The organism is Corynebacterium sp. 13CS0277, assembly GCF_002994655.1.
Lineage (GTDB): Bacteria > Actinomycetota > Actinomycetes > Mycobacteriales > Mycobacteriaceae > Corynebacterium.
Genome location: NZ_PPDL01000016.1, coordinates 45278 through 67674 on the forward strand (window position 1 = coordinate 45278; position 22397 = coordinate 67674).

General features: G+C 68.5%; 15 protein-coding genes. 13 read left to right on the top strand and 2 right to left on the bottom strand.

The features are described 5' to 3' along the window. Positions 1-98 precede the first annotated feature (98 nt). The 5 genes from trpB to C1Y63_RS08120 all read left to right on the top strand — a co-directional run bounded on the left by trpB (position 99) and on the right by C1Y63_RS08120 (position 4598). On the top strand, positions 99-1385 hold the full coding sequence (trpB, locus tag C1Y63_RS08100) for a tryptophan synthase subunit beta (protein ID WP_106015957.1): 1287 nt from the start codon (positions 99-101) through the stop codon (positions 1383-1385). Next, on the top strand, positions 1382-2221 hold the full coding sequence (trpA, locus tag C1Y63_RS08105) for a tryptophan synthase subunit alpha (protein WP_106015958.1): 840 nt from the start codon (positions 1382-1384) through the stop codon (positions 2219-2221). Before trpB ends, trpA begins: the two co-directional genes overlap by 4 nt. A 404-nt stretch (positions 2222-2625) precedes the next feature. After that, complete coding sequence (locus C1Y63_RS08110; protein WP_106015959.1) at positions 2626-3030, top strand: Rieske 2Fe-2S domain-containing protein; 405 nt, start codon at positions 2626-2628, stop codon at positions 3028-3030. Positions 3031-3277: 247 nt separating this feature from the next. Continuing rightward, positions 3278-4255, top strand: a complete 978-nt coding sequence (locus C1Y63_RS08115; RefSeq protein ID WP_106015960.1) for a bile acid:sodium symporter family protein — start codon at positions 3278-3280, stop codon at positions 4253-4255. A 10-nt stretch (positions 4256-4265) separates the two neighbouring features. Further along, positions 4266-4598, top strand: a complete 333-nt coding sequence (locus C1Y63_RS08120) for a hypothetical protein (protein WP_146128903.1) — start codon at positions 4266-4268, stop codon at positions 4596-4598. 1216 nt (positions 4599-5814) lie between these two features. Here the strand turns inward: C1Y63_RS08120 and C1Y63_RS08125 are convergent. Both C1Y63_RS08125 and C1Y63_RS08130 read right to left on the bottom strand, forming a co-directional pair. Beyond that, positions 5815-6423, bottom strand: coding sequence for a YqgE/AlgH family protein (locus C1Y63_RS08125; RefSeq protein ID WP_106015962.1), 609 nt, complete (start codon positions 6421-6423; stop codon positions 5815-5817). Positions 6424-6471: 48 nt separating this feature from the next. Further along, a complete protein-coding gene (locus tag C1Y63_RS08130; protein ID WP_106015963.1) occupies positions 6472-7944 on the bottom strand; it encodes a CCA tRNA nucleotidyltransferase in 1473 nt (490 codons plus the stop codon). Between the two features lie 287 nt (positions 7945-8231). On the opposite strand from C1Y63_RS08130, the gene C1Y63_RS08135 reads away from it, so the two are divergent. The 8 genes from C1Y63_RS08135 to C1Y63_RS08170 all read left to right on the top strand — a co-directional run bounded on the left by C1Y63_RS08135 (position 8232) and on the right by C1Y63_RS08170 (position 22345). After that, complete coding sequence (locus C1Y63_RS08135; protein WP_106015964.1) at positions 8232-9734, top strand: NUDIX hydrolase; 1503 nt, start codon at positions 8232-8234, stop codon at positions 9732-9734. Then, positions 9731-12352, top strand: a complete 2622-nt coding sequence (locus C1Y63_RS08140; RefSeq protein ID WP_106015965.1) for a hypothetical protein — start codon at positions 9731-9733, stop codon at positions 12350-12352. Before C1Y63_RS08135 ends, C1Y63_RS08140 begins: the two co-directional genes overlap by 4 nt. 789 nt (positions 12353-13141) lie before the next feature. Continuing rightward, entirely contained in the window at positions 13142-16654 is a 3513-nt protein-coding gene (locus C1Y63_RS08145) for a murein biosynthesis integral membrane protein MurJ (protein WP_106015966.1), read from the top strand. A gap of 1144 nt (positions 16655-17798) precedes the next feature. Beyond that, on the top strand, positions 17799-18719 hold the full coding sequence (locus tag C1Y63_RS08150) for a sigma-70 family RNA polymerase sigma factor (protein ID WP_158256123.1): 921 nt from the start codon (positions 17799-17801) through the stop codon (positions 18717-18719). A 101-nt stretch (positions 18720-18820) separates the two neighbouring features. Next, positions 18821-19759: a thioredoxin-disulfide reductase gene (trxB, locus tag C1Y63_RS08155; RefSeq protein ID WP_106015968.1), complete on the top strand. Its 939-nt coding sequence runs from the start codon at positions 18821-18823 to the stop codon at positions 19757-19759. A 44-nt stretch (positions 19760-19803) separates the two neighbouring features. Next, positions 19804-20127 (top strand): thioredoxin, encoded by a 324-nt coding sequence (gene trxA / locus C1Y63_RS08160; RefSeq protein ID WP_106015969.1) that lies wholly within the window; start codon positions 19804-19806, stop codon positions 20125-20127. Positions 20128-20256: 129 nt separating this feature from the next. Further along, positions 20257-21417 carry an N-acetylmuramoyl-L-alanine amidase gene (locus tag C1Y63_RS08165; protein WP_106015970.1) on the top strand — a complete coding sequence of 387 codons (1161 nt, stop codon included), beginning with the start codon at positions 20257-20259 and terminating at the stop codon, positions 21415-21417. Between the two features lie 250 nt (positions 21418-21667). Then, complete coding sequence (locus tag C1Y63_RS08170) at positions 21668-22345, top strand: hemolysin III family protein (protein WP_106015971.1); 678 nt, start codon at positions 21668-21670, stop codon at positions 22343-22345. The last annotated feature ends 52 nt before the right edge of the window (positions 22346-22397 follow it).

Here is a 22397-nt window from a genome sequence, read left to right on the forward strand (position 1 = left end):
CACCCCGGGCCTGCGGGCCAACCCGGCGTTGCGCTGGACACTAACTTATTCTTTTCACTTAGCCACCACAGACAACCACCACAGGAAAGACATCACCCATGACGACTGAGTCCACACCCACGGCACCGGGGACCGGGTCCCCCGCGGACGGCGGCCGCACGCTGCTGCCCGCCTACTTCGGCGAGTTCGGCGGCCAGTACGTGCCGGAGCTCCTCATCCCGGCACTCGACCAGCTCGAGCAGGCCTTCGTCGACGCCATGAACGACGACGAGTTCAAGGCAGAGCTGCGCCGCTACTTCACCGACTACCTCGGCCGCCCAACGCCACTGACGGAGTGTCAGAACCTGCCGCTGCCCGGCGAAGGTCGCGGGTACGCCCGCATCTTCCTCAAGCGTGAGGACCTCGTCCACGGGGGCGCCCACAAGACCAACCAGGTTATCGGTCAGGCGCTGCTCGCGAAGCGCATGGGCAAGACGCGCATCATCGCGGAGACCGGCGCCGGCCAGCACGGTACCGCCACCGCCCTCGCCTGCGCGCTGCTCGACCTCGAGTGCGTCATCTACATGGGCGCAGAGGACGTCGCCCGCCAGCAGCCGAACGTGTACCGCATGGAACTCATGGGTGCGAAGGTCGTCCCCGTCGACTCCGGGTCCGGCACCCTCAAGGACGCCGTCAACGAAGCGCTGCGCGACTGGACCGCCACCTTCCACGAGTCCCACTACCTCCTCGGCACCGCCGCCGGCCCCCACCCCTTCCCGACGCTCGTGCGCGACTTCCACCGCGTCATCTCCGAGGAAGCCAAGGCCCAGTTCCTGGAGCGCACCGGCGGCCTGCCGGACGTGGTGACCGCCTGCGTCGGCGGCGGCTCCAACGCTATCGGCATGTTCGCCGACTTCATTGACGAAGACGGCGTGGAGCTCGTCGGTGTGGAGCCCGCAGGTTTCGGCCTCGACTCCGGCAAGCACGGCGCACCCATCCACGCCGGGCAGGTCGGCATCCTCCACGGGGCGCGCTCCTACCTCATGCGCACCTCCGACGGGCAGGTCGAAGAGTCCTACTCCATCTCCGCTGGCCTCGACTACCCCGGCGTCGGCCCCCAGCACGCCCACCTCCACGCCTCCGGGCGCGCCACCTACGTCGGCATCACCGACGCGGAAGCGCTCCGCGCCTTCCAGATGCTCTCCCGCCACGAAGGCATCATCCCCGCCCTCGAATCCAGCCACGCGCTCGCCTACGCACTCAAGCGGGCCGCCGCCGCGGAAGAGGCAGGGGAGAACATCACCATCCTCGTGTCTCTGTCCGGGCGCGGCGACAAGGACGTCGACCACGTGCGCCGCACCCTCGAAGCCCACCCCGAATACGTCTACAAGGAGGCCGCCAAGTGAGCCGCTACCCCGCACTCTTCACCCGCCTGAATTCGACCGGCGAAGGCGCCTTCGTTCCCTTCGTCATGCTCGGCGACCCCACCGAAGACGACTCCGTCGCCATCATCGAAGCGCTCATCGCCGGTGGCGCCGACGCCCTCGAGCTCGGCGTGCCGTTCTCCGACCCCGTCGCCGACGGCCCCACCATCCAGGCCGCCCACATCCGCGCCCTCGACGCCCACATCGACGTCGACACCGCCCTGCGGATCGTGCGCCGCATCCGCGACGCCCACCCCGAGTTGCCCATCGGTTTGCTCATCTACGGCAACGTGCCCTTCGCCCGCGGGCTCGACTCCTTCTACGCCGACGTCGCCGCCGCCGGCGCGGACAGCGTCCTGCTGCCCGACATTCCCGTCCGTGAAGGCCGCGACTTCATCGCCGCCGCCGACGCTGCCGGCATTGACCAGATCTTCATCGCCCCGCCGCACGCCAGCGAAGCCACCCTCGAGGGCGTGGCCGCGAACTCCCGCGGCTACATCTACGCCGTGTCTCGCGTCGGCGTCACCGGTGCGGAACACGCCTCTTCCACTGACGGCCTCAAGGAGGTCGTGGACAACCTCACCCGCTTCGGTGGGGCACCCGTCATCCTCGGTTTCGGTATCTCCCGCCCCAAGCACGTCGCCGCCGCCATCGACGCCGGCGCGGCTGGCGCGATCAGCGGCTCCGCCGTCACGGACATCGTCGCCAAGCACTGCGTCGGCACCAGCCCCGCGCCGCGCACCATCGACGACCGTGACGCACTGCTCACCGAACTCACCGAGTTCGTCTCCACCATGAAGGCCGCCACCCGCGCATAGCCGCACCATCCGCCGCCAGGAGAGCCCTCAGGCCCCAGCCACGCCCCGTACGGGGACGGCTGGGGCCTGACACGTATCGCCAGCCTGTAAACCGCACAGCGTCGGGAGAGGAGCTGGGCGAGACGCCACCACGGCTGCTCATCATGCGGGGCACGTGTCACGCGCGCCCATCCCGCCCGCAGGCGGAGTGGAGTAGCAGTGGGTGCGCGAGGAGTCCCCATGTCCACACGGTTGCGGATCGGTGCGGCCCCAGCCGAATCCCACCGGATGTTTCACGTGAAACATGCGGTGGCTGCCAGTGCCGCTGGAGGCGCGCAGCCGTGAGCCACCCTTCCTCATCCATGCGCTGTGGGCTAGCCTTTCCTCCGCTGACAGCGGGGACAGAGCGGGGGATAATCACAGGCATGACCGACGCACCGCACACGCCCGCACAGCAGCGCAGCCACTGCAGCCGACGCACCTTCCTCGTCGCCACGGCAACCACCGCCGCCGGCGCACTCCTCGCCGCCTGCGGGGGCAAAGAGTCCGCAGCCGAGCAGATCGATGCCACAGACGTCCCTGTTGGCTCCGCGATCATCGTGGGCGACTACATCGTCGCCCAGCCCACCGAGGGCGTGTTCCACGCCTACTCGGCGCGGTGCCCGCACCAGGGTGCCAAGGTGTCCGTTGTCGACGGCGCAACGGTCGCGTGCCCGGCTCATGGTTCCGTCTTTGACATCACCGATGGCGCGCCCATCGCCGGCCCCTCCCGCAAGGGCCTTGAGGCAGCAGACCTCAGCAACGAGGGCAGCACCCTCACGGTCGGCTAACATCTCGATCTCCCGCTGCGGCGGCCACACCTCGCTCGTGTGGCCGCCGCAGCGCTTGTTATTCGGGAGTGAAGCGCCGCGAGCGCCTCGGGCGCGGCCGGGGAGGGGATGGGGGCTAGGGGACGCGCGAGCCGGGAATGTTTCACGTGAAACCGCCGACGGGTAGGAACGCGCGCTGCGCACACTCATTTGCCGGTGAGCCGACCGACTGCCTGACGGGTGAGGCAACCACCCATAGACTGGTTCCATGCCCAGACCACAGCTCAAACTCGATCCGCTCATCATGCTGATCCTCGGGGCGGTGGCACTCGCCATCGTGCTGCCCATTCAGGGCAGGCCCGCCGAGATCTTCTCGACCGCAACGAAGATCGCCATCGCGCTCCTCTTCTTCCTCTACGGCGCCCGGCTCTCACCCGCCGAAGCGCTCGCGGGGCTCAAGCACTGGCGCCTCCACAGCGTCATTCAGACCTTCACGTTCGTCGTGTTTCCGATCATCGGCCTCGCGCTCGCACCGCTGGCCCACATCTTCGGCCCCGAGCTCTATCGCGGAATCCTCTACCTCACGCTCGTTCCGTCGACGGTGCAGAGCTCCATCGCGTTCACCTCCATCGCCCGCGGCAACGTCGCAGGGGCCATCGTCAGCGCCAGTGCATCGAACCTCATCGGCGTGTTCGCCACCCCGCTGCTCGTCATGCTGCTCATGACCAACGGCACTAGCGGCATCACCGTCGACGGACACGTCTTCCTCGACATCGCGATCCAGCTCCTCCTGCCCTTCATCCTGGGTCAGCTCTCGCGCCGCTGGGTCAAGGAGATCGCTGCGAACAAGGCCACCAAGATCGTCGACCGTGGTTCCATCACCATGGTCGTCTACTCGGCGTTCTCTCACGGCATGGTCGAGGGAATCTGGGGCCAGGTCTCCGTGGCGAAGGTGCTCGGACTCATCGTCTTCTCGATCGTCCTCGTCATGGCGATGCTGTGGCTGACCCGCTTCACGGCAGAGCGGCTGCACTTCGACTCCGCTGACATGAAAGCCATCCAATTCTGCGGTACCAAGAAGTCGCTCGCTACTGGTCTGCCGATGGCTGCGGTCATCTTCGGCACAGGCGGCCTCGGCTTGCTCATCCTCCCGCTCATGATCTTCCACCAGGTGCAGCTCATGATCTGCGCGGCCGTTGCCTCCCGCTACGCCGCCGCACCAGACGAGAACGCGACACAAGGCTAGGATGGTGCGCATGGCTTCCTCCACTGCACCGATGTACGTTCGCCTCGACACCGTCGTTGACGGGATGGCCGGGCCGGCTCACGTAGCCGAGGTCGTTCCGCTCCCGGAAGGCCCGAACTGTACTTTCCAGCGTTACATCGAAATGGCCGACGGCCAGTCCATCACCGGCGGCAAGAATGGCGGCCGCTCCGTCAACCTCATGGCCGAGCCCATGGACGTCGTGCCGCACCCCGACACCTACGGTGACTTTGAGGGCATCAACGTCACCCCGCTCACGGCGGAAGAGTTTGAGGCATTGTGGCAAGAGGCCATCATGCTCCACCCGGAGCTCGCGGCCGAATAGCGCCCCGCGCACAACAGGCCTCCTTGCGGTCTTCGTTTCACTTGAAACGGAGGCCGCTTTTTTCGTGCCAATCACGGTAAGTCACAGACGCTCAAGGGACCGTCCCGAGTGCCGAGTTCTTTCCACACCGACACGCGCCACGAAGCACGCGCCGAACGGGTGCCGCCGGGGAAAATCCGGAACCTGAACCAAGAGAGAGTTCCGGAATGTCGGCGCCCACCCGTCACCATGCGAGGGTGGGAACAAGAACGAAGTTCACTCGGTGGAGCGATACGAGTCGGCCCGAGGGCACCAGGGGAGGGGACTCCGATTTGCCACTCGGAAGATGAGTTTTGGTCGACAGGAAATCCCGTGATCTTCATCGGCTCCAGGGGGTCAACATCGACCGTCGGGGGACGAAAAAGTTCCACCAGCGACCGGACGCTTTAACGTCACTGTTATTCAAGCGTGCCCACGCAACTGAGAAGAGTCGCATCGGGGAGAAGTGGCCCACGGAACTCCACCCCGGCTCCCCTTGGAGCAGCCTCCCATCCCTCAAGTCCGACCACCCAACCCGACTTCAAAGCCGTAGCGTTGCATACCGTGGCACAACATTGACAACAGCCGCACACAGGGGAAGCTCGGGAAATCTCCCACTGTCGAATGCATGAACGAATAGAAAGTCTAGTGCGCGACCCCGGCTCCGCACCATGTCGACGGGCAACTCGCATGCACAAGCCTTCCGGGCCCGCCGCCCGATGAGAGGTGGGGGAGCGCCTCATGCTCTTGACGCTCTAAACCCTCGGCCCCACCAAGTCGCAGCCTGAACCCACCACCTCCCACGGCGAATGTTTCACGTGAAACGCCACGACGGGGAGGGGTACCGATCAGCCCCACAACACAGCGAAACGACGGGGGCTCGAACTCCGCCGACGAGGCGGATGCCCGCTTGTAGAACTCACGCATCTCACGAGGGTGGACACTCGTGAGGCACCCCCACCTCACCAACACGCCGCCACCCGCCAACCACGAGCAGCCGGAGCACCCGTCCCAGCGTCCCGCTCGGGATGCGGTACCACCGCGGGACACTAAAGGGAAGGGGCTGTGACACGATCGGCCACGAGACGGGCGTACGAGTGCTTGACGTCCGTAACCAGGGACAATTTCACAAATCGCACAACGAAGCCCCATGTTTCACGTGAAACATGGGGCTTTGACGACGTTCGGGGACGCGGATCTAGTTCATGTCCAAGTCGGCCGGGAAGGTCGAGAAGACCGACATGATGCCCCGCTGACGGCGCAGAGCGCCGCCCCACACGTCGGCGTTCCTGCCGGCGAGGATGTCGCTGGGAAGCGCGGGCGTGACGAACCAATCGCCGCGTTCGATCTCCTCGTTCAGCTGACCGGGAGCCCACTCGGCGTAGCCGGCAAAGAGACGGAGCCCTTCGAGTTCGTCCTTAAATTCATTGACGGGAACGTGGAGGTCGACGTGGACCATGCGGGAACCGAGGTGGCGGAAGTAGGGCCGGTCCCCAGGGTTCTCCACACCGGTCTTAACGACACCCATAGCGAAGGCGGCGCCACGTTCAACGGGGCCGCCGAGAAAGACAGCCTTGGGCGGCGCGGCGATGGGATCGAGCTCGGGGAAAACACTTGCGATTGCAGTGTCGGAGAACTGGGTCAGGTCGACGCCATAGGTGCTGTGCTCGTTGTTTTCCACAATGAGGATCGCGGAGCGTGCAAAGCGGTCATCCTCGAGGTCCGGGGCCGCGAGCAGCAGCGTGCCAGGTTCGGGGTCGTTGCGTTCGAAGGCGTTGTAGAGCCGGTCGGCGAAGAGATCGTCCATGGGGTGTCTTCGGGGCTTCCTTGGGTGCTGGGTTTCGTCGAGGGGCTTTTAGGAGTCGTCGGCCGGCTTGTTGTCGGCCCACCATGCAAGCAGGGCCGCTTCGGCGTCCTCGGGGGACATGGGGCCGTTCTCCAGTCGGAGGTCCTTCATGTAGGTCCACGCCTTGCCGACGGTGGGGCCGGGGGATAGGCCGAGGATGCGCATGATGTCGCCGCCGTCGAGATCGGGGCGGACCTTCGCGAGGTCTTCCTTCTCGGCGATCTCTGCGATCCTGTCTTCCAGGTTGTCATATGCGCGCCGCAGGCGTGCGGCTTTGCGCTGGTTTCTGGTGGTGCAGTCGGCGCGCACGATCTTGTTGAGGCGGTCGAGCTGGCTGCCCGCGTCCGTGACATAGCGACGCACAGCGGAGTCGGTCCACGCGCCGTCGGCGTAGCCGTAGAAGCGCATGTGAAGGAACACCAAGTCGTTGACGTTCTTGATGACCTCCTTGGGGTAGCGCAGTGCCTTGAGGCGCTGGCGCGCGAGTTTCGCACCGACGACCTCGTGCTGGTGGAAGGTGACCCCTCCGCCGGGCTTGGCGGCCCGGGTGGCGGGCTTACCGATGTCGTGGAGAAGTGCGGCGAGCCGCAGCACGAGGTCCGGCTCGTCCTCCTCGAGGTCGCAGGCCTGCTGCAGCACCTTGAGGGAGTGGGCGTAGACGTCCTTGTGCTGCAGGTGCTCATCGGGTTCGAGTTGCAGCGCCGGAACCTCGGGCAGGAACTGCTCGCACAGGCCGGTCTGCACAAGAAGGTCGATGCCGGTGGCGGGGTCGGTGCCGAGCATCAGCTTGGTGAATTCCTGGTTGATGCGTTCCACCGTGATGCGCTCCAGCTGGCCGGCCATCTCGGTCATGGCTTGCTGGACGCGCGGGGCGACAGTGAACCCCAGCTGGGAGACGAAACGAGCGGCGCGCAGCATGCGCAAGGGATCGTCGTTGAAGGAGTCTTCCGGGGTGCCCGGGGTGTCAAGCACGCCCGCTGCGAGGTCACTGAGGCCCCCGAGGGGATCGAGGACCTCCACGGTGCCGTGGCCGTCGGCATCGACGCCGAGGCGGGCCGCCATCGCGTTGACGCGGAAGTCGCGGCGCACGAGGTCGTCCTCGAGGGTGTCGCCGAAACGAACCACGGGGTTGCGGCTCACGCGGTCGTAGGCGTCGGCACGGAACGTGGTGATCTCGAGCTGTTCTCCATCCTTCTCCCCGGAGATGGTGCCGAACTCGATACCGGCGGTCCAGACGACGTCGGCGTAGGCCTCCATGATGGGCTGCACAACGTCAGGAGTGGCGTCCGTCGTGAAGTCGAGGTCGTGGTTGACGTGCCCCAGCAGGGCGTCGCGCACCGGCCCGCCAACGAGGTACAGCGTATGACCCGCGTCGAGGAAGGCGCGCGTGAGCGCGACATGGCGTTCCGCGACGTCACCAAGGACCTTCTCGGCGACGGCGAGCGGCTGTGCGGGGGCGGGGGAGTTCTCCGGGGAAGTCACCCGCCTTACTCTACCGGCCCAGCCCCTCTGCCCGGCCGCCCCGCGCCCGGCCACTCACACGCGTACCTCGCACAGAAGTCGGCCGACGATGTTTCACGTGAAACATTCACCTCTGCCACGCACCTCTCCCACGGGATCCCAACGGCGCCGGGGCTCGTGTGCTCCTTCCGCGGCACCCAACCACCGGGGCTTCCACCCCAACTCTGGCAGTTGGCTGGCAAAGAGTGTGCACTCCCCGGCGAGGTTGTTCCCCTCCGAGTGGGTCAAGGCACTAGCATCAACACACGATGACTGAGACTTCTGGGGCCAACACCGGCCAATCGACGAGCGGCGCGCAACGTCGTTCCCGCCGCCGGCGGCGCGGACGCGGGGGAGATGCCTCCCGTGGTACTTCCGCACGCCCCCAGAACTCCGAGCGGCAACCCGCCCGCGAGGGCACCCGCGACGGCGCGCGCAGCACCGGCCGCGCAGGCGCCCAGCAGAGCTCTGCCCCTCGCGGCGAGAACCGCAGCGGCGCCAACGCTCAGGAACGCCCCAACGCCCGCGACGGAAAGTCCCGCAACTCTCGCCGCAGGCGCGGCCGGGGCCAGCAGCAGGGGCAGGGCAAGCGCCCCGAGGGCACGCGCACCCAGGGTGCGGACACGCAGAACGCCCCGCAGGGCTCCCGCGCCACGACGTCGCAGCAGCGTTCCTCCTCCCGTTCCGGGCGTCGCCGCGACGGGCAGCCCACCGCACAAGCACCGGTGTTCCAGCCGGCACAGAAGTCCGCCTCCGCACACTCGTCCGCCTCTGCGACCCCCGATGCGTCCGCAGCAGGCGCGCAGGGCCGCACTCCCTCCAGCGGGCAGGAGTCCCGCACCCAGGGCAACGCACCGCAGAGCCGCTCCGCGCAGCGCCGCAACCGGCGGCGTCGTCGTGCCCAAGGCGGGGACGCCACCACGCCGACGCAGCAGAAGCAGCAGTCCTCGCAGGAGCGTTCCGCCCAGGGTGGTTCCACGCGCGGCGATTCCTCGCGGGGCCGTGGCCGCCGCCAGGACTCCGCACCCGCGGCAACGCCCGCATCGACGGGCCGCGGCAGCGAAGGATCCCAGGATCAGTCGGGGCGCCGCCGGCGGACGACGACCGCACCGAAGCGGGGTGCCGGTCGTGCCGCGTCGCGTGGCACCGGCCGCACCACGACCCGGGGTCGGGATCGCTCGCGGGAGCGGCTGACGACCCGCCGCCGCGCGGGCGGACGCACCCGCCAGCCGGCCTTCTCCCGGCCGATGCCGCCGGAGGTCGCCGCCCTCGACGTGTCCTACGAGACGAGCGCCGGCGGCCTGGTTGTCAGCGGCCTCGCAGAAGCCGTGGGCCGGGACGGACGCGTCGACCTGTCGCGCGTGTACGTGGCGCTCATCGGCCGCCTCGACAGGCGAGGCCGCCTGCTGTGGTCGATGCCGAAGGGCCACGTGGAGGACGGCGAGGACATCGTCGCCACCGCGGAACGTGAAGTCTTCGAAGAGACCGGCATCATCGGTGAAGTGTGCGGCACCCTCGGCGAGATCGACTACTGGTTCGTCGCCGACGGGATCCGCATCCATAAGACGGTGCACCACCACCTGTTGCGCTACGTCGATGGGGAGCTCAACGACGAGGACCCGGAAGTCACCGAGGTGATGTGGGCGCCCGCCAGCCAGCTGGTGGAGAAGCTCGCCTACGCCGACGAGCGGAAGTTGGCGCGTGTCGCCCACGAGGTGTTGCCGAAACTGGCCCGCGCGGAGCGCGCCGCCGGCCGAAGGACACCCCGATGATCCCCTCGGGCGCACCAGGGGGGCGCGGGCGCACCGGTGTGCGCGCGGGCGCACTGCTCGCGGCGGCGGCACTGTGCATCGGCCCCTGGGGTGCGATGCCGCAAGGCTCGGCGCGGCCCACAACCCCGCAGTCGCCGACCGAGGAGGCCGTGGCGGAGACGTGGGCGAACCCGCTGCTGCGGCCCGCGGGCCAGGGCGCACAGATTGACGTCGATGCGCTGACGGTGGGCGGGCAGTCGGTGACGCGCATGGCCCCCGGCCAGGTGGGTGCGTTGACGGTGACGGTGCGTGGTGCCGCGCACCGCGACCGGGACGTTGCGGTCCAGTTGGGTCGGGCGGATGCGGTGGGCACCGTCGCCGATGGGCGAGCAGCGCTTGCGGCGGACGATGATCAGTTTGCCGCGTTTGGGGAGCCGATGCCCGTGGCGCAGCAGGTGGCGGCCGGCGCGGAGACAACCGTGACGCTGCCGCTGTCGCTGGAGGCTCTCGACATCACCGCGCCCGGCGTGTACCCCATCATGGTGGCGTTGGAGGCCGCCGGTGAGGACGGCCCCCGGGTGGTCGATTCGGAGCGTTTCCTCCTCACTGTGAGCGACACCCGCGACAGCAGCACCCTGGTCGGCGGCGCGCCCCGGGCGGCGGCGAGTGCCCTGGAGGCCGCGGGCGCGGCCAACGACACCGCGGACGATGCCGTGGACTCCGATGCGGCGCTGCCGGCGCGCATCACGCTGCTGTGGCCGCTGGCGGCCGCCACGCACATCACCCCCGGTGCGACGGGGGAGGCCCCCGACCGGGCGCCATTGATCCTGCAGAACGAGGATCTTGCCGCCGAACTTGCGCCCGGGGGGCGGCTTGATGTGCTGCTGCGGGCCTACGAGGAAGCGGTCGCCGACCCGCGTGTCGGTACGGCCGCCTGCTTGGCGTTGGATCCGGCGCTGCTCGACACCGTGGAGCGGATGACGCACGGCTACACCGTCTCCGCGACCCGCCCGTCACCCGTGGCGGAGAAGCTCCGCCTGCGGGACTCGTGGGGGCAGGACGCCCACGCCCACGCCGGCCGCGACGGCACCGGTGTGGGGGATGCGCAGCGCTGGCTGGCGCGCGTCTCGTTGGCGGCCCGTGGTGGCTGCAGTGTGGCGCTGCCGTGGGCGAACGCGGATGTCAACGCCCTGGCGGCGACGGGGTCGTCGTGGCTGGTGCGGGAGGGGATCTCCACGGGGGCGGACACCATCGTCCGCACCACCGGCGCGCAGCCGGTGCGGACCGTCGTCATCCCGGGTACCGGGTTCGTCGACTCCCACGCCGTGCCGGCGATGACGCTCGTGGGCGAGTCGGATGTCGCCGGCGACTGGGTGGCGAGCGCCGCGGAGGCCGCCGGGGCCGGCTCTGAGCGCAGTGCCCTCGACGACCCGACCCCGCCCGCCGCCGTCGGCGCGGCCGGGCTGGCGGGGAGTGCGGCGAGTGTCCTCGTCGCCGACAACACCGTGTGGGGCACGCCCCACGATTCGGCGACCGCGATCCTTTCCCCGGAGCTCGGGGTGACGGCGTCCCTGTACCCCTCGAGTCTGGCGGCGACGCTGGCGCAGATGGGCGACAACCCCGTCACGGTGCCGTACTCGAACCCGGCGACCCGTTTCGACTACCGCCGTGATTCGGCCGAATCACGGCGCCTCGACGCGGCGGCAGCCCTCGGATTGGCGGCCGGCGCGAAGGCGGGGGAGAACCTCATCGTGGTGCCGCCGGCGACGCTGTCGGGTGATGCGGATGCCCGCACCATCTTCCGGGAGGTCACCGACCTCATTGATAGCGGTGTCGCCGAGCCACAGGCCGCAGCGGCGGCGATGATTCCGGACGCTGCCCGCCTCGAGGGGCTGCAGGCGCCCGCGGATCCCGGCACCCCGGTGCTCATGGGGAGCCCCTTCGCGGACCCCATGTCGGTCACCGACCTGGAAATCCAGCGCGGCGCCCAGCAGGCCACCTACAGTGACGACTTGGCGCGGCTCATGGTCAACGACCCGAAGATCGCTCTCACCCCGTACCTGTTCATTGAGCCGCTGCTGCGGGACGTGGTCCGCGCCATGAGCCTGCAGGGCCGCATGAGTGCCAGCACCCACGTCGCCGCCACTGAGGAAGCCGACAGCATCCTCAACGCCAACCGGGACATGCTGCAAACGCTGCGCGGCAGCGTCACCCTGCTGCCGCCGGGCAATGTCTTCACCCGCACCTCGGACGCGTCCCCGCTGCCGATGGTCGCCCGCAACGGGCTGCCCCTGCCCGTCATGGCGTCGCTGCGCTACGCTGCGCCCGGCGGGGTGGAGATCGGCGTGCCGGAGGAACAGCTCATCCCCGCGAAGGGCTCGGTGACGGTGATGCTGCCCGCCAGTGTGCCGGACGAGGACGAACGCATCGAGATCAGCATGTGGCTCGCGACCCGCGCCGGGGCCGCCATCAGTTCCCCCGTGGAGCTCGTCGTGCAGACCCGCAGCAGCATGGTGAAGAAGGGTGCCGCCTACGCGGCGACCGTCACCGTCGCCCTGCTGGCCCTGGGTGCCCGCTTCTTCATCCAGCGCAAGCGCGCCCGCGAAGCCCGCGCCGCGGCCCGCCAGCAGCAGGACTAAGCAGCGCGGCGAACCCAGCGGGGGAGGGGCCGCGCGAGGCGAATGTTTCACGTGAAACCATCGCCGGCCCGTGCCCGCGATCCGGCCCCACGCCGCCCGGAGCGACAGCAGCACGGCCGGGGCAGCCCGTGCGGTGCGACACGGGCCGCACCCCACGACGTTCACGGATGGACGGGAATTCACGAGAGCGCCCCGAAAAACACACCGCCACATCCCACGGGACCCACAATTTCCCGCGAATTCTGTGGCGAGGGGCAATTTCTTCTCTGCGCGCCGGCGCACTATCCCCATTTTCCCGCTTCTGATTCTTTTCTTTGCCTTGAGCCTCGCGCCAGATCCCGCACGCCCATTCTTCCGCGCCGCCGTACTACACTCTTCGCCCTTCACCTTTCTCCTATTCTTATCCTTCCCCCTTTCTCCTTTCCCCCTTTTCTCTTTTCTCTCCCGCACGCACACGAGGCGGCAGCGAAGAGACGTCGACGCGTGGACGCGGGCCCCTCGACGTCGCGCGGGTGGGGGAGTGACGCTTGGCGCACTCTCATGGGTGATGCGCGGGGTGGAGGTTGCGGGCCGGTGCGGTCGTGCGGGCGGGGTGCCGACTGTGGTTGTGGTCTCGTCGCTCTCGTGGTGCGTTCGTGGCGTGTGCGGTGGGACTCGGGGCCACCTATCTGGCACCCTGACTGGGTGAGGGGCGCGCAGGCGCCCCCTAGTCATTCCTCCCTCGAGTGACACCACAGCCCTGGAGCAGATCTCCGGGGCGGGTGTCTCCGACGATGCAAGGATTCCCTCGTGAGTTCATCTCCCTTCTCTCCCGACCATCCCGCCCCGCCCGCGGGGCAGCGGGGTCGTATCGTGCCGCCGCAGCCGCCGGCGCCCGTGCCGGTCGCCCGGCCGAAGGCGACGCGGGCGCGTCAGGCCGTCGCGGTGTCGCTGGCGCCGCGGACGGAGTCCCCTGGTTCCGGCCCGGCCGGGCCCCGCCAGGGGGGCGGCCAGTCAGATGGGGATGTGGTGCGCTCCACGGGGTCGATGGCGATCGCCACCCTGGTGTCCCGCATTACGGGCTTCCTGCGGAACGTGGCCATTGGCGCCACGATGGGCCCGGCGGTGGGTTCGGCGTTTAACACGGCGAACACGCTGCCGAACCTCATCACGGAGATCGTCCTCGGCGCGGTGCTCACCTCCTTGGTGGTGCCGGTGCTCGTCCGCGCGGAGAAAGAGGACCCGGATCAGGGTGCGGCGTTCATTCGCCGCCTGCTGACGACGTCGGCGACGTTGCTCATCGGGGTGACGGTGCTGGCGGTGGTGGGGGCGCCACTGCTCACACGGTTGACGCTGGGGTCGGCGTCGAAGGTGAACCTCACGCAGTCGACCTCGTTCGCGTATCTGCTCTTGCCGCAGATCATGTTCTATGGGCTCTCCGCGCTCCTCATGGCGGTGTTGAACACCAAGGGCGTGTTCAAACCGGGCGCGTGGGCGCCAGTCGCCAACAATGTAGTGTCCCTCGTGGTGCTGGCCTTGTATTGGCTGGTGCCGGGCGGGCTGCTCGCCGAGGAACCGGCGGGCATCACGGACCCCCACATCATGCTGCTGGGCGTGGGCACCACCCTCGGTGTGGTGGTGCAGGCCCTTATCCTCATCCCGCCGGCACGGAAGCTCGGCATTGATCTGCGGCCCCTGTGGGGGATCGATGAGCGGTTGAAGCAGTTCGGCGGCATGGCGGTCGCCATCGTCGTGTACGTGGCGATCAGCCAGGCCGGCTACATGATCACCACCCGCATTGCGGCGGCCTCCGATTCGCGCGCCCCGATGCTGTACCAGCAGGCGTGGCTGCTGCTGCAGATGCCGTACGGCATCATCGGCGTCACCCTGCTCACCGCGATCATGCCGCGCCTGTCGCGTTCCGCGGCGGACGGCGACGATCGGGCCGTGGTGCGGGATCTGACCTTGGCGACGAAGCTGACGTACTTGGCGCTCGTGCCGGTCATCGTGTTCCTCACGGCGTTTGGCCGCCAGGTCGCCAATGGCCTGTTCGCGTACCTGGCGTTCGATAAGGCCTCGGCGGACCTTTTGGGGCTGACGTTGAGCTTCTCCGCATTCACCCTGATCCCTTATGCCCTGGTGCTGCTGCACTTGCGCGTGTTCTACGCCCGGGAGGAGGCGTGGACGCCGACGTTCATCATCGCCGGCATTACGACGACGAAGGTGCTGCTGTCGGCTCTGTCCGTCGTGGTGGCGAGCAAACCCTCGGATGTGGTGGTGCTGCTGGGCGCGGCGAATGGTTTCGGCTTCATCGCCGGCGCCGTCATCGGCGCGCTGCTGCTCAAGCGGAAGCTGGGGGATTTGAAGCTCGGCGACATTACCCGCACCACCCTGTGGGCGTTCGCCGCCTCCCTCGTCGGCGTCGTCGCCGCGAGCCTCATCGACTGGCTGGTCGGTATGGCGGCCGCCGGGCTGTGGGAGTCCCTCGGCTCGGTGGGGCAGCTCATCCGCGTCGGGATCTCCGGCGTGGTGTTCCTCGCCGTCACGGGCCTGGTGCTGTTCACCTCCGGCCTGGATGAGGTCAAGGCGTTCAGCCGGGCGATGGCCCGTATCCCGGGCCTGCGGCGCTTCGCGCCCACCACCGCGGCACCCACGGCCGCCGAAGCCCTGGAGGAAGCCAACCAGCAGGCCGCGTTCAGTGCCGAAGGCTTCGGCGCCTCCCCGGCGCTGCCGCCCATGTCGGCCGGTGTGGTCCGCCCCCCGCGCCTCGTGGCCGGCGCCCCCGTCCTCGGGGGCCGCTACCGGCTGCTCAAGCAGCACGGCGCGGTGCCCGGGGCCCGGTTCTGGCAGGCCCGCGAACAGACCACCGGCCGCCAGGTGGCACTCACCTTCGTCGACACGGCGGGCGCCCCGCCGCAGAAGGCCACGACCCCGGCTGCCGCCGCTGCCGCCGCCGCGGAGGTCGCCCGCCTCACCCGCAAGCTGGCGGCCCTGGGCCTGCCGGCCGTCGCCGACAACATCAGTGTCGTGACCTACCGGGCCGGCTGCCTCGTCGTCGCCGACTGGGTAGATGGTGCGGCCGTCGATGCCGTCGGCGACGTCGTCCCCGGCGCCGCCGCGGCCGCCCTCGTGCCCCTCGCGGAGGCCGCAGGTGCCGCCGCCGCGGGTGGCACCCACCTCGGCATCGACGCCACCAGCCGGCTGCGGGTGACCACCGAAGGCACCGTCACCCTCGCATTCCCGGCCGTACTGCCCGGCACGACCACCCACGGTGACCTCCGGGGCATCGGCACCGCACTGCGGGACCTGCTGGCGCTCGTCGACCGGGACGTCCACGACTCCACCGGCGACGAGTGCCTCGCCTGCCAGGTGGGGGAGGTGCTCACCGCACCCCACGGCACCGACCTGCCCGACGGCAGCATCCGGGCCGCCGCCACCCTGCCCGCGCCCACCGACCCGGACGCCGAGGGCGACGACGCGGAGGCCCAGCAGCCGCGGACCCTCACCGGTGACGAGGTCCGCAACGATCCCGCGGCGGCCGCCCGGCTGCTGCGCCGCGCCGCCGGCGACACCACCCTCGACGCCCCGCAGGAAGCCAACCCCCGCCCCGAAGACCTCGACTCCGGGTTCGGGTCCCGCAGCTACACCCGCCGCGGGCTCGCCGGCGTCGTCGCCGGCGTCGTGCTCCTCATGATCACCATCGCCCTGGCCGTCACCTACGTCATGGGAGTGATCTCCGGGGGCGCCCCCGACAGCCCCATCAAGCACGACGCCGTCACCAAGGTGCTCCCCGACACCGCCCACCGGCTCACCACCATCGGCGCCGTCGAATGGGAGGCCGGCACCCCCGCCCCCGGCACCGAAGACAACCCGGAACTCGCGGCCGCCGTCCTGGACGATGATCCCGCCACCGCCTGGCACACCGACACCTACATCAGCCAATTCGGCTCCACCGACACCATCAAAAGGGGCGTCGGCCTGCTCATCACCCTCGACAGCCCGATGCGGCCCACCGCCGTCGACATCACCGCCAGCACCCCCGGCACCGCCGTCGAGATCTACGGGGTGCCCGACCTGCAGCTCACCGACATCTCCCAGGCGCAGCTCCTCGGCGCCGGAGTCCTGAGCGAAGGCGACACCACGATCGAGCTCACCCCCACCGGGGAGGCCGTCGGCCGGGTCCTCGTCTACGTCACTCGGCTGCCGCTCCCGGAGCCCGCCGACATCCAAGACCTCGTCATCAAGGGCAAAAACCCCACACCCCCAACCAGCCAGCAGGCCACCCCGCCCGCAGGCGACACCTCCGAGCAGCCCGGGAACTAACCAGCCCCCTGCACACTGCACGCCGCGCGCACGACGCACCGCACCGGTTCACTCAGCCGAGGCGGTCTCGTGCCCGCGGCGTCGCTGTATCCACACCCCACGGGGCGGGGCGGACTGTGCACTAAATTGAGCCAAGTCGCGATCCCACGCGCGCACCCCGCGACGACGGCAGTACTCGCAGGAAGCCCTCGACACCCACCGCAGGCGGGGCCGGAGTGTGCACTAGCCTGAGCCAAGTCCAGATCCCGCGCGCCGGCCCGGTACCGATCCACCTGTCGAAAGGCCCCACCCCACCACGGCCGGGCCCAAGTGTGCACTAGCCAAGGCCCACGCCACCCGCACCCCTCGACCACGGCAGCACCCGCAGGAAGCACCCAGATGCCTCGTCTGGCGGGGCCGAACTGTGCACTAAATTGAGCCAAGTCGCGATCTCACCCGCAGATCGAGCATCGAGGGGAGACTGCGCGGGCGCGACGGATGCCTCGAATGGAGTCGTCCACGTGCTCCCGTTTCCACAGAGGAGAATAAAGGTGGGAAAGAGGCCAAAGGAGCATATTTCCAGCAAATCCATCACCGCTGTGGGAAAATTCCGCCTCGAATTCAATTCATTTCGAGGATGTGCGATGCGGGCACAATTTCCCGCCAATCCCCCCGTCTCAGCCTCATTTCTCATTCATAAGATCGCTGCAGCGGGAGAAGGAATCAAACAGTGGAGACATCTGTCGATCCTGCCCTTCCGCATGGGCCGAGAATGTGCGGCCGCAATTTTTGCGCATCGTTCGCCGATGAGGGGTGGGCGACCAGGGGAGGGGGAGGGGATCGTCGGTGTGCCGTTCGCGGGTGGCCGCGGTGGTGCCGTTCGCGTGCGGTCGCGGTAGTGCCGGCCGTGGGTAGCCGGCAGGGGAGAACACCCTTGGGCGACGACGAGTCACGGAACGCGGCCACCGCGTGGACCCCGCTGCGGGCGAGCTGTCAACAAATGACACGGATCGGATTCAGCAGCGTAACCCCCGCGCGAGTGCCGCGCACAACACGGTGTGCAGCATCCTGTGTGCGGGCCTGGTTAGCATGCGCCCACAGCTCCCCACGCCGCCCATGGTGTGGGGGAGCCGCCCACCACACACCTTCTACTCGGGGGAGAAACGTGACCACGGACGCTGCGGCAGTGGCCGCTGCTGTGAACCACCCACCTGCCGGCCCGGGGCATCACCGCCGGGGCGTGCCCGATCCTGCGCCTGCCGCGTGGGCGCGCGGCCCGCACCGCGCACCCGCCGCGACGCCGCCGGCTGATGCAGAAGCACCTACGGAGCCGCGCCTGTCGGGCTGCCCACCGGTGGAGTCGCCGCCGGCGCGGCCCCAGCCGGAGACTCTTGAGGAGGCTCAGCAGCAGCTCAAAGAGCTCATGAGCCGCATTGAGGCCGACTGGGCGCCGAAACCCACCCGGCCGGACAGTGACGAGGACTTGGTGCGTGCCTACGTCGAGGGCAACGAGCACGCCTTCGACAAGCTGGTGCACCGCCACCGGGAGCGGCTGGCCCGCTGGGCGGAGTCCCACGCCCGCGGGCAGGAGGACGCGGAGGAAATCGTGCAGGAAGCCCTGTTGAACGCCTCCCGGTTTCTGGACGGGTTCCGCTTCGAAGCGAAAGTGACGACGTGGCTGTACCGGCTGGTGCACAATTCGGCACGGAACTACTACCGCAACAAGGAGATCATCACCGAGTCCTACGATGCCCTGGACTCGGCGGCGGAGATCTTCATGCGCGGCTGGGGCCACGATCCTTTCGAGCACTTCGCGGAACACTTCGACGTCATGTGCGGGCTGCAGCACGTCCCCGAGGAGGTGCTCACCGTGTTGTTCGCGACGGATATCCTGGGGCACTCTTTGCGCGAGTCCTCCCGCATGTTGGACATGGGGCGCAAGCGGCTGACGCGGCTGCGCAACGTGGGCCGGGATGCGTTCCGCACCGCGCAAGCAACCGCGCCTGCGGTGCAGTGCCGGCGGCGGGGAATGAATCCGGCCGATGAGGGTTGTACTGGTCAGCCCCCGGGGAACACTTCCGGGTAAGCTTCCCTTACGCCCCGCCGTGGGGCACCAGCCGAATCAACCACCACCCCTGCCATCCACGTGTGAGCAGCATGGGTGTGTTTCCCTCCCCAAGGACGAAGATGAGCAGCACCGACCGCACCATTCACGACGTCGCCATCGTGGGCTCCGGGCCCGCCGGCTACACCGCCGCACTGTATGCGGCGCGGGCAGAGATGAAGCCCGTCGTGTTCGAGGGCATCGAGTACGGCGGATCCCTCATGACGACCACCGAGGTGGAAAACTTCCCCGGCTTCCCCGAGGGCATCATGGGCCCCGACCTCATGGAGAACATGCGCTCCCAGGCGGAGCGTTTCGGCGCGGAGCTGCGCCAGGAAACCGTCGAGGAAATGGACCTCACCGGCGAGGTCAAGCGTCTGGTGGCCGATGGGGAGGAGTACTTCGCGAAGACGGTGGTGCTCGCGATGGGGGCTGCGCCCCGCTACCTCGGCATCGAGGGGGAGCAGCGGCTGCTGGGCCGCGGCGTGTCCGCCTGCGCGACCTGCGATGGTTTCTTCTTTAAGGACAAGGACATTGCCGTCATCGGTGGCGGCGACTCCGCCATGGAGGAAGCCCTGTTCCTCACGAAGTTCGCCTCCAGCGTGACGATCGTGCACCGCCGGGAGGAGTTCCGCGCCTCCGCCATCATGCTGGAGCGCGCCCAGGCCAACGACAAGATCCGCTTCATCACCAACGCCGTCGTCGACGAGGTTGTGGGCGAGGACCACGTCACCGGCCTGGCCCTGCGCGACACCGTCACCGGCGAGACCTCCACGCTGCCGGTGGCCGCCATGTTCGTCGCCATCGGCCTCGACCCGCGCAGCGACCTCGTGCGCGACGTTGTTGCCACCGATGAGGCCGGTTACGTCACCGTCACCCACCCCGGCACCGCCACGAACGTCCCCGGCGTGTTTGCGGTCGGCGACCTCGTGGACTCCACCTACCAGCAGGCGATCACCGCCGCGGCCTCCGGCTGCCGCGCCGCCATCGACGTCGAGCACTACCTCGCCAACCAGGCTTAACCCACCCCGCACCCCGAGATCCCCTCACAGGAGAGTCGTTTTTCATGTCTGCCCCCATCACCGTCACCGCCGAGAACTTCCGCTCGACCGTCATCGACTCGGACAAGCCCGTCCTCGTCGACTTCTGGGCCGAATGGTGCGGCCCCTGCAAGAAGCTCTCCCCGGTCCTGGACGAGGTTGCTGCCGAACTCGGCGACGAGGCGATCGTCGCGAAGGTCAACGTCGATGAGCAGCGCCAGCTGGGCGCAATGTTCCAGATCATGTCGATCCCGACGGTGCTGCTGTTCGTCAACGGTGAAAAAGTCGCCGACATCGTTGGTGTGAACCCGAAGTCGAAGTATGTGGCTACGGTGCGTGAGCACGCCTAGCTGGTAGTCTGTGACGAATCGGCGGAAAGTGCACGCCACCTTTCGCCGGGTGAGAAAAGACGACACAAGCGCCGCCGGGGTGCCCACACCCCGCGGGCGAGGCAAACAATGTAGGAGGCGACCAGCGTCGTGTCGGAGAGTTTGCGGATAGGCGATAAGGACCCCCGTGTCGCGCAGGCCAGGGCCGCGTTGGCGGGGCTGGGGCTGTTGCCGATGGGAGCGGAAGACTCGTACCGGGACGCCGAATTGGTCTTCGACGAGGAGCTGGAGTCTGCCCTGCGGGCATTCCAGCAGTCCCGCGGCTGGGTGGCCAACGGCGAACTCAACGACGCCACCCTCCGGCTGTTGAAGGAAGCGTCCTACAGTCTCGGCGCCCGGGCCTTGGCCTACCACCCGAACAATGTGCTCACCGGCGACGATGTGAAGAGCCTGCAGGTGCAGCTCCACGAGTTGGGGTTCTACACCGGCCGCATTGACGGCTCCTTCGGCCCCGACACCCACGAGGCGGTGCGCAACTACCAGCTCAACTACGGCCTCAACGTGGATGGTATTTGTGGGCCGAACGTGGTGCGCTCCCTGGGCTACCTGGGTTTGCGCATCACCGGCGGCTCCCCGGCCGCCATCAAGGAGCGGGAACAGGTCCGCCAGGCAGGGCCCCGGCTCGCCGGCAAGCGTGTCGTCATCGACCCCGCGCTCGGCGGGGCGGATAAGGGCCAGATTGTCACCGGCCCCTTCGGCACCATCGCGGAGGAAGAAATCCTGTGGGATCTCGCCACCCGTGTCGAGGGCCGCATGGTGGCCGCCGGGATGGAAACCATCCTGTCGCGGCCGCGGATGTCGAACCCCACCTACGAAGACCGCGCGAGCATCGCCAACGCCTTTGGTGCCGATCTCATGATCAGCCTGCAGTGCGACGCCTACCCCAATGAGAAGGCCTCCGGCTGTGCCACGTTCTTCTTCGGGAGTGAGGATGGCGCCTCGTCGATGACGGGGGAGTCGCTGTCCGGGTTCATCCAAAGGGAGATCGCCGCCCGCACCAACCTGGTGAACTGCGGCAACCACGCCCGCACCTGGGATATTCTCCGGTTGACGAACATGCCGACCGTTGATGTGGTCGCCGGCTACCTCACCAACCCGGATGATGTGGCGACGCTGACGGACCCGGTGATGCGTGAAACGATCGCTGAGGCGATCGTCGTGGCCGTCAAGCGCCTGTACCTCCTGGAGGACGACGATCAGCCGACGGGTACGTACAGCTTCACCACGCTGCTCAAGGAAGAACTCCTCTAACACTCCCGGTGGGCCCCGCCCACCGTGTGGACAGCATCTGGCACCCATCTCGCGCCGCGCGCGGGGTGGGTGCCCTCGTCTGTAGAACCCGGGAACCCGCAGCGTCAGCGCCCAGGAGGGGAGCACTCACCAGAGGCACAACCCCTGGGGAAGCATTCCTCTTGAGGGCCCTCGGCGGGGACGTGGACGCCCACGGTGTGGGGCTCAGCGCCATACGCGTCAGACAAGTCAGGCGTAGCATAGGTTTCCTATGAGTCAGAATGAGAAGATTCTTGCGCTGCGCGGCCCCCGCCCCAGCCTTCGCGGGTGGTTCCACCTCGTCGCTACCCTCGTGGCCCTCGGGGTGGGCGCTGCACTGCTGGTGCGCACGGCACACCTGCATGACGGCCCCATCGTGGTGGCCGTCGCGATCTATGTCGCGGGTGTGGTCCTCCTCTTCGGGATCTCTGCCGCCTACCATCGGGGCCCCTGGACGACGGCCCGCGCGGTCGCCTGGTGGAGGAGAGCAGACCACGCCACCATCGCCGTGTTCATCGCCGCCACCTACACGCCCCTGTGCGCGCTCACGCTGAGCCGCACGCAGGCGACGTGGATGCTGGGGCTGGCATGGGCGGGTGCCGCCGCGAGCGTCATCATGAACCTCGTGTGGATCACCCACCCACGCTGGTTGGGCACCGCTGTGTATGTGGTGCTGGGGTGGCTCATTGTGCCGCTCATCCCGACCTTGTGGCGCACGGCAGGACCGCTGGTGGTGGGGCTACTTGCGGCAGGGGGCGTGGTCTATACGCTGGGCGCGGTGGTGTACGCGGCCCGCTGGCCGGGCCGGCAGGCTCGGGTTCTGGGTTTCCACGAGATCTTCCACGCCGCCACCATCGTCGCGGCAGCGCTCCACCTCGCGGCCGTGTGGATTGTGGTCGACGCCCACTAGCTGTGCGCCCCTCTTCGCGCCGCTGTGGCCGCGTGGGGCATGTGGGGGACAA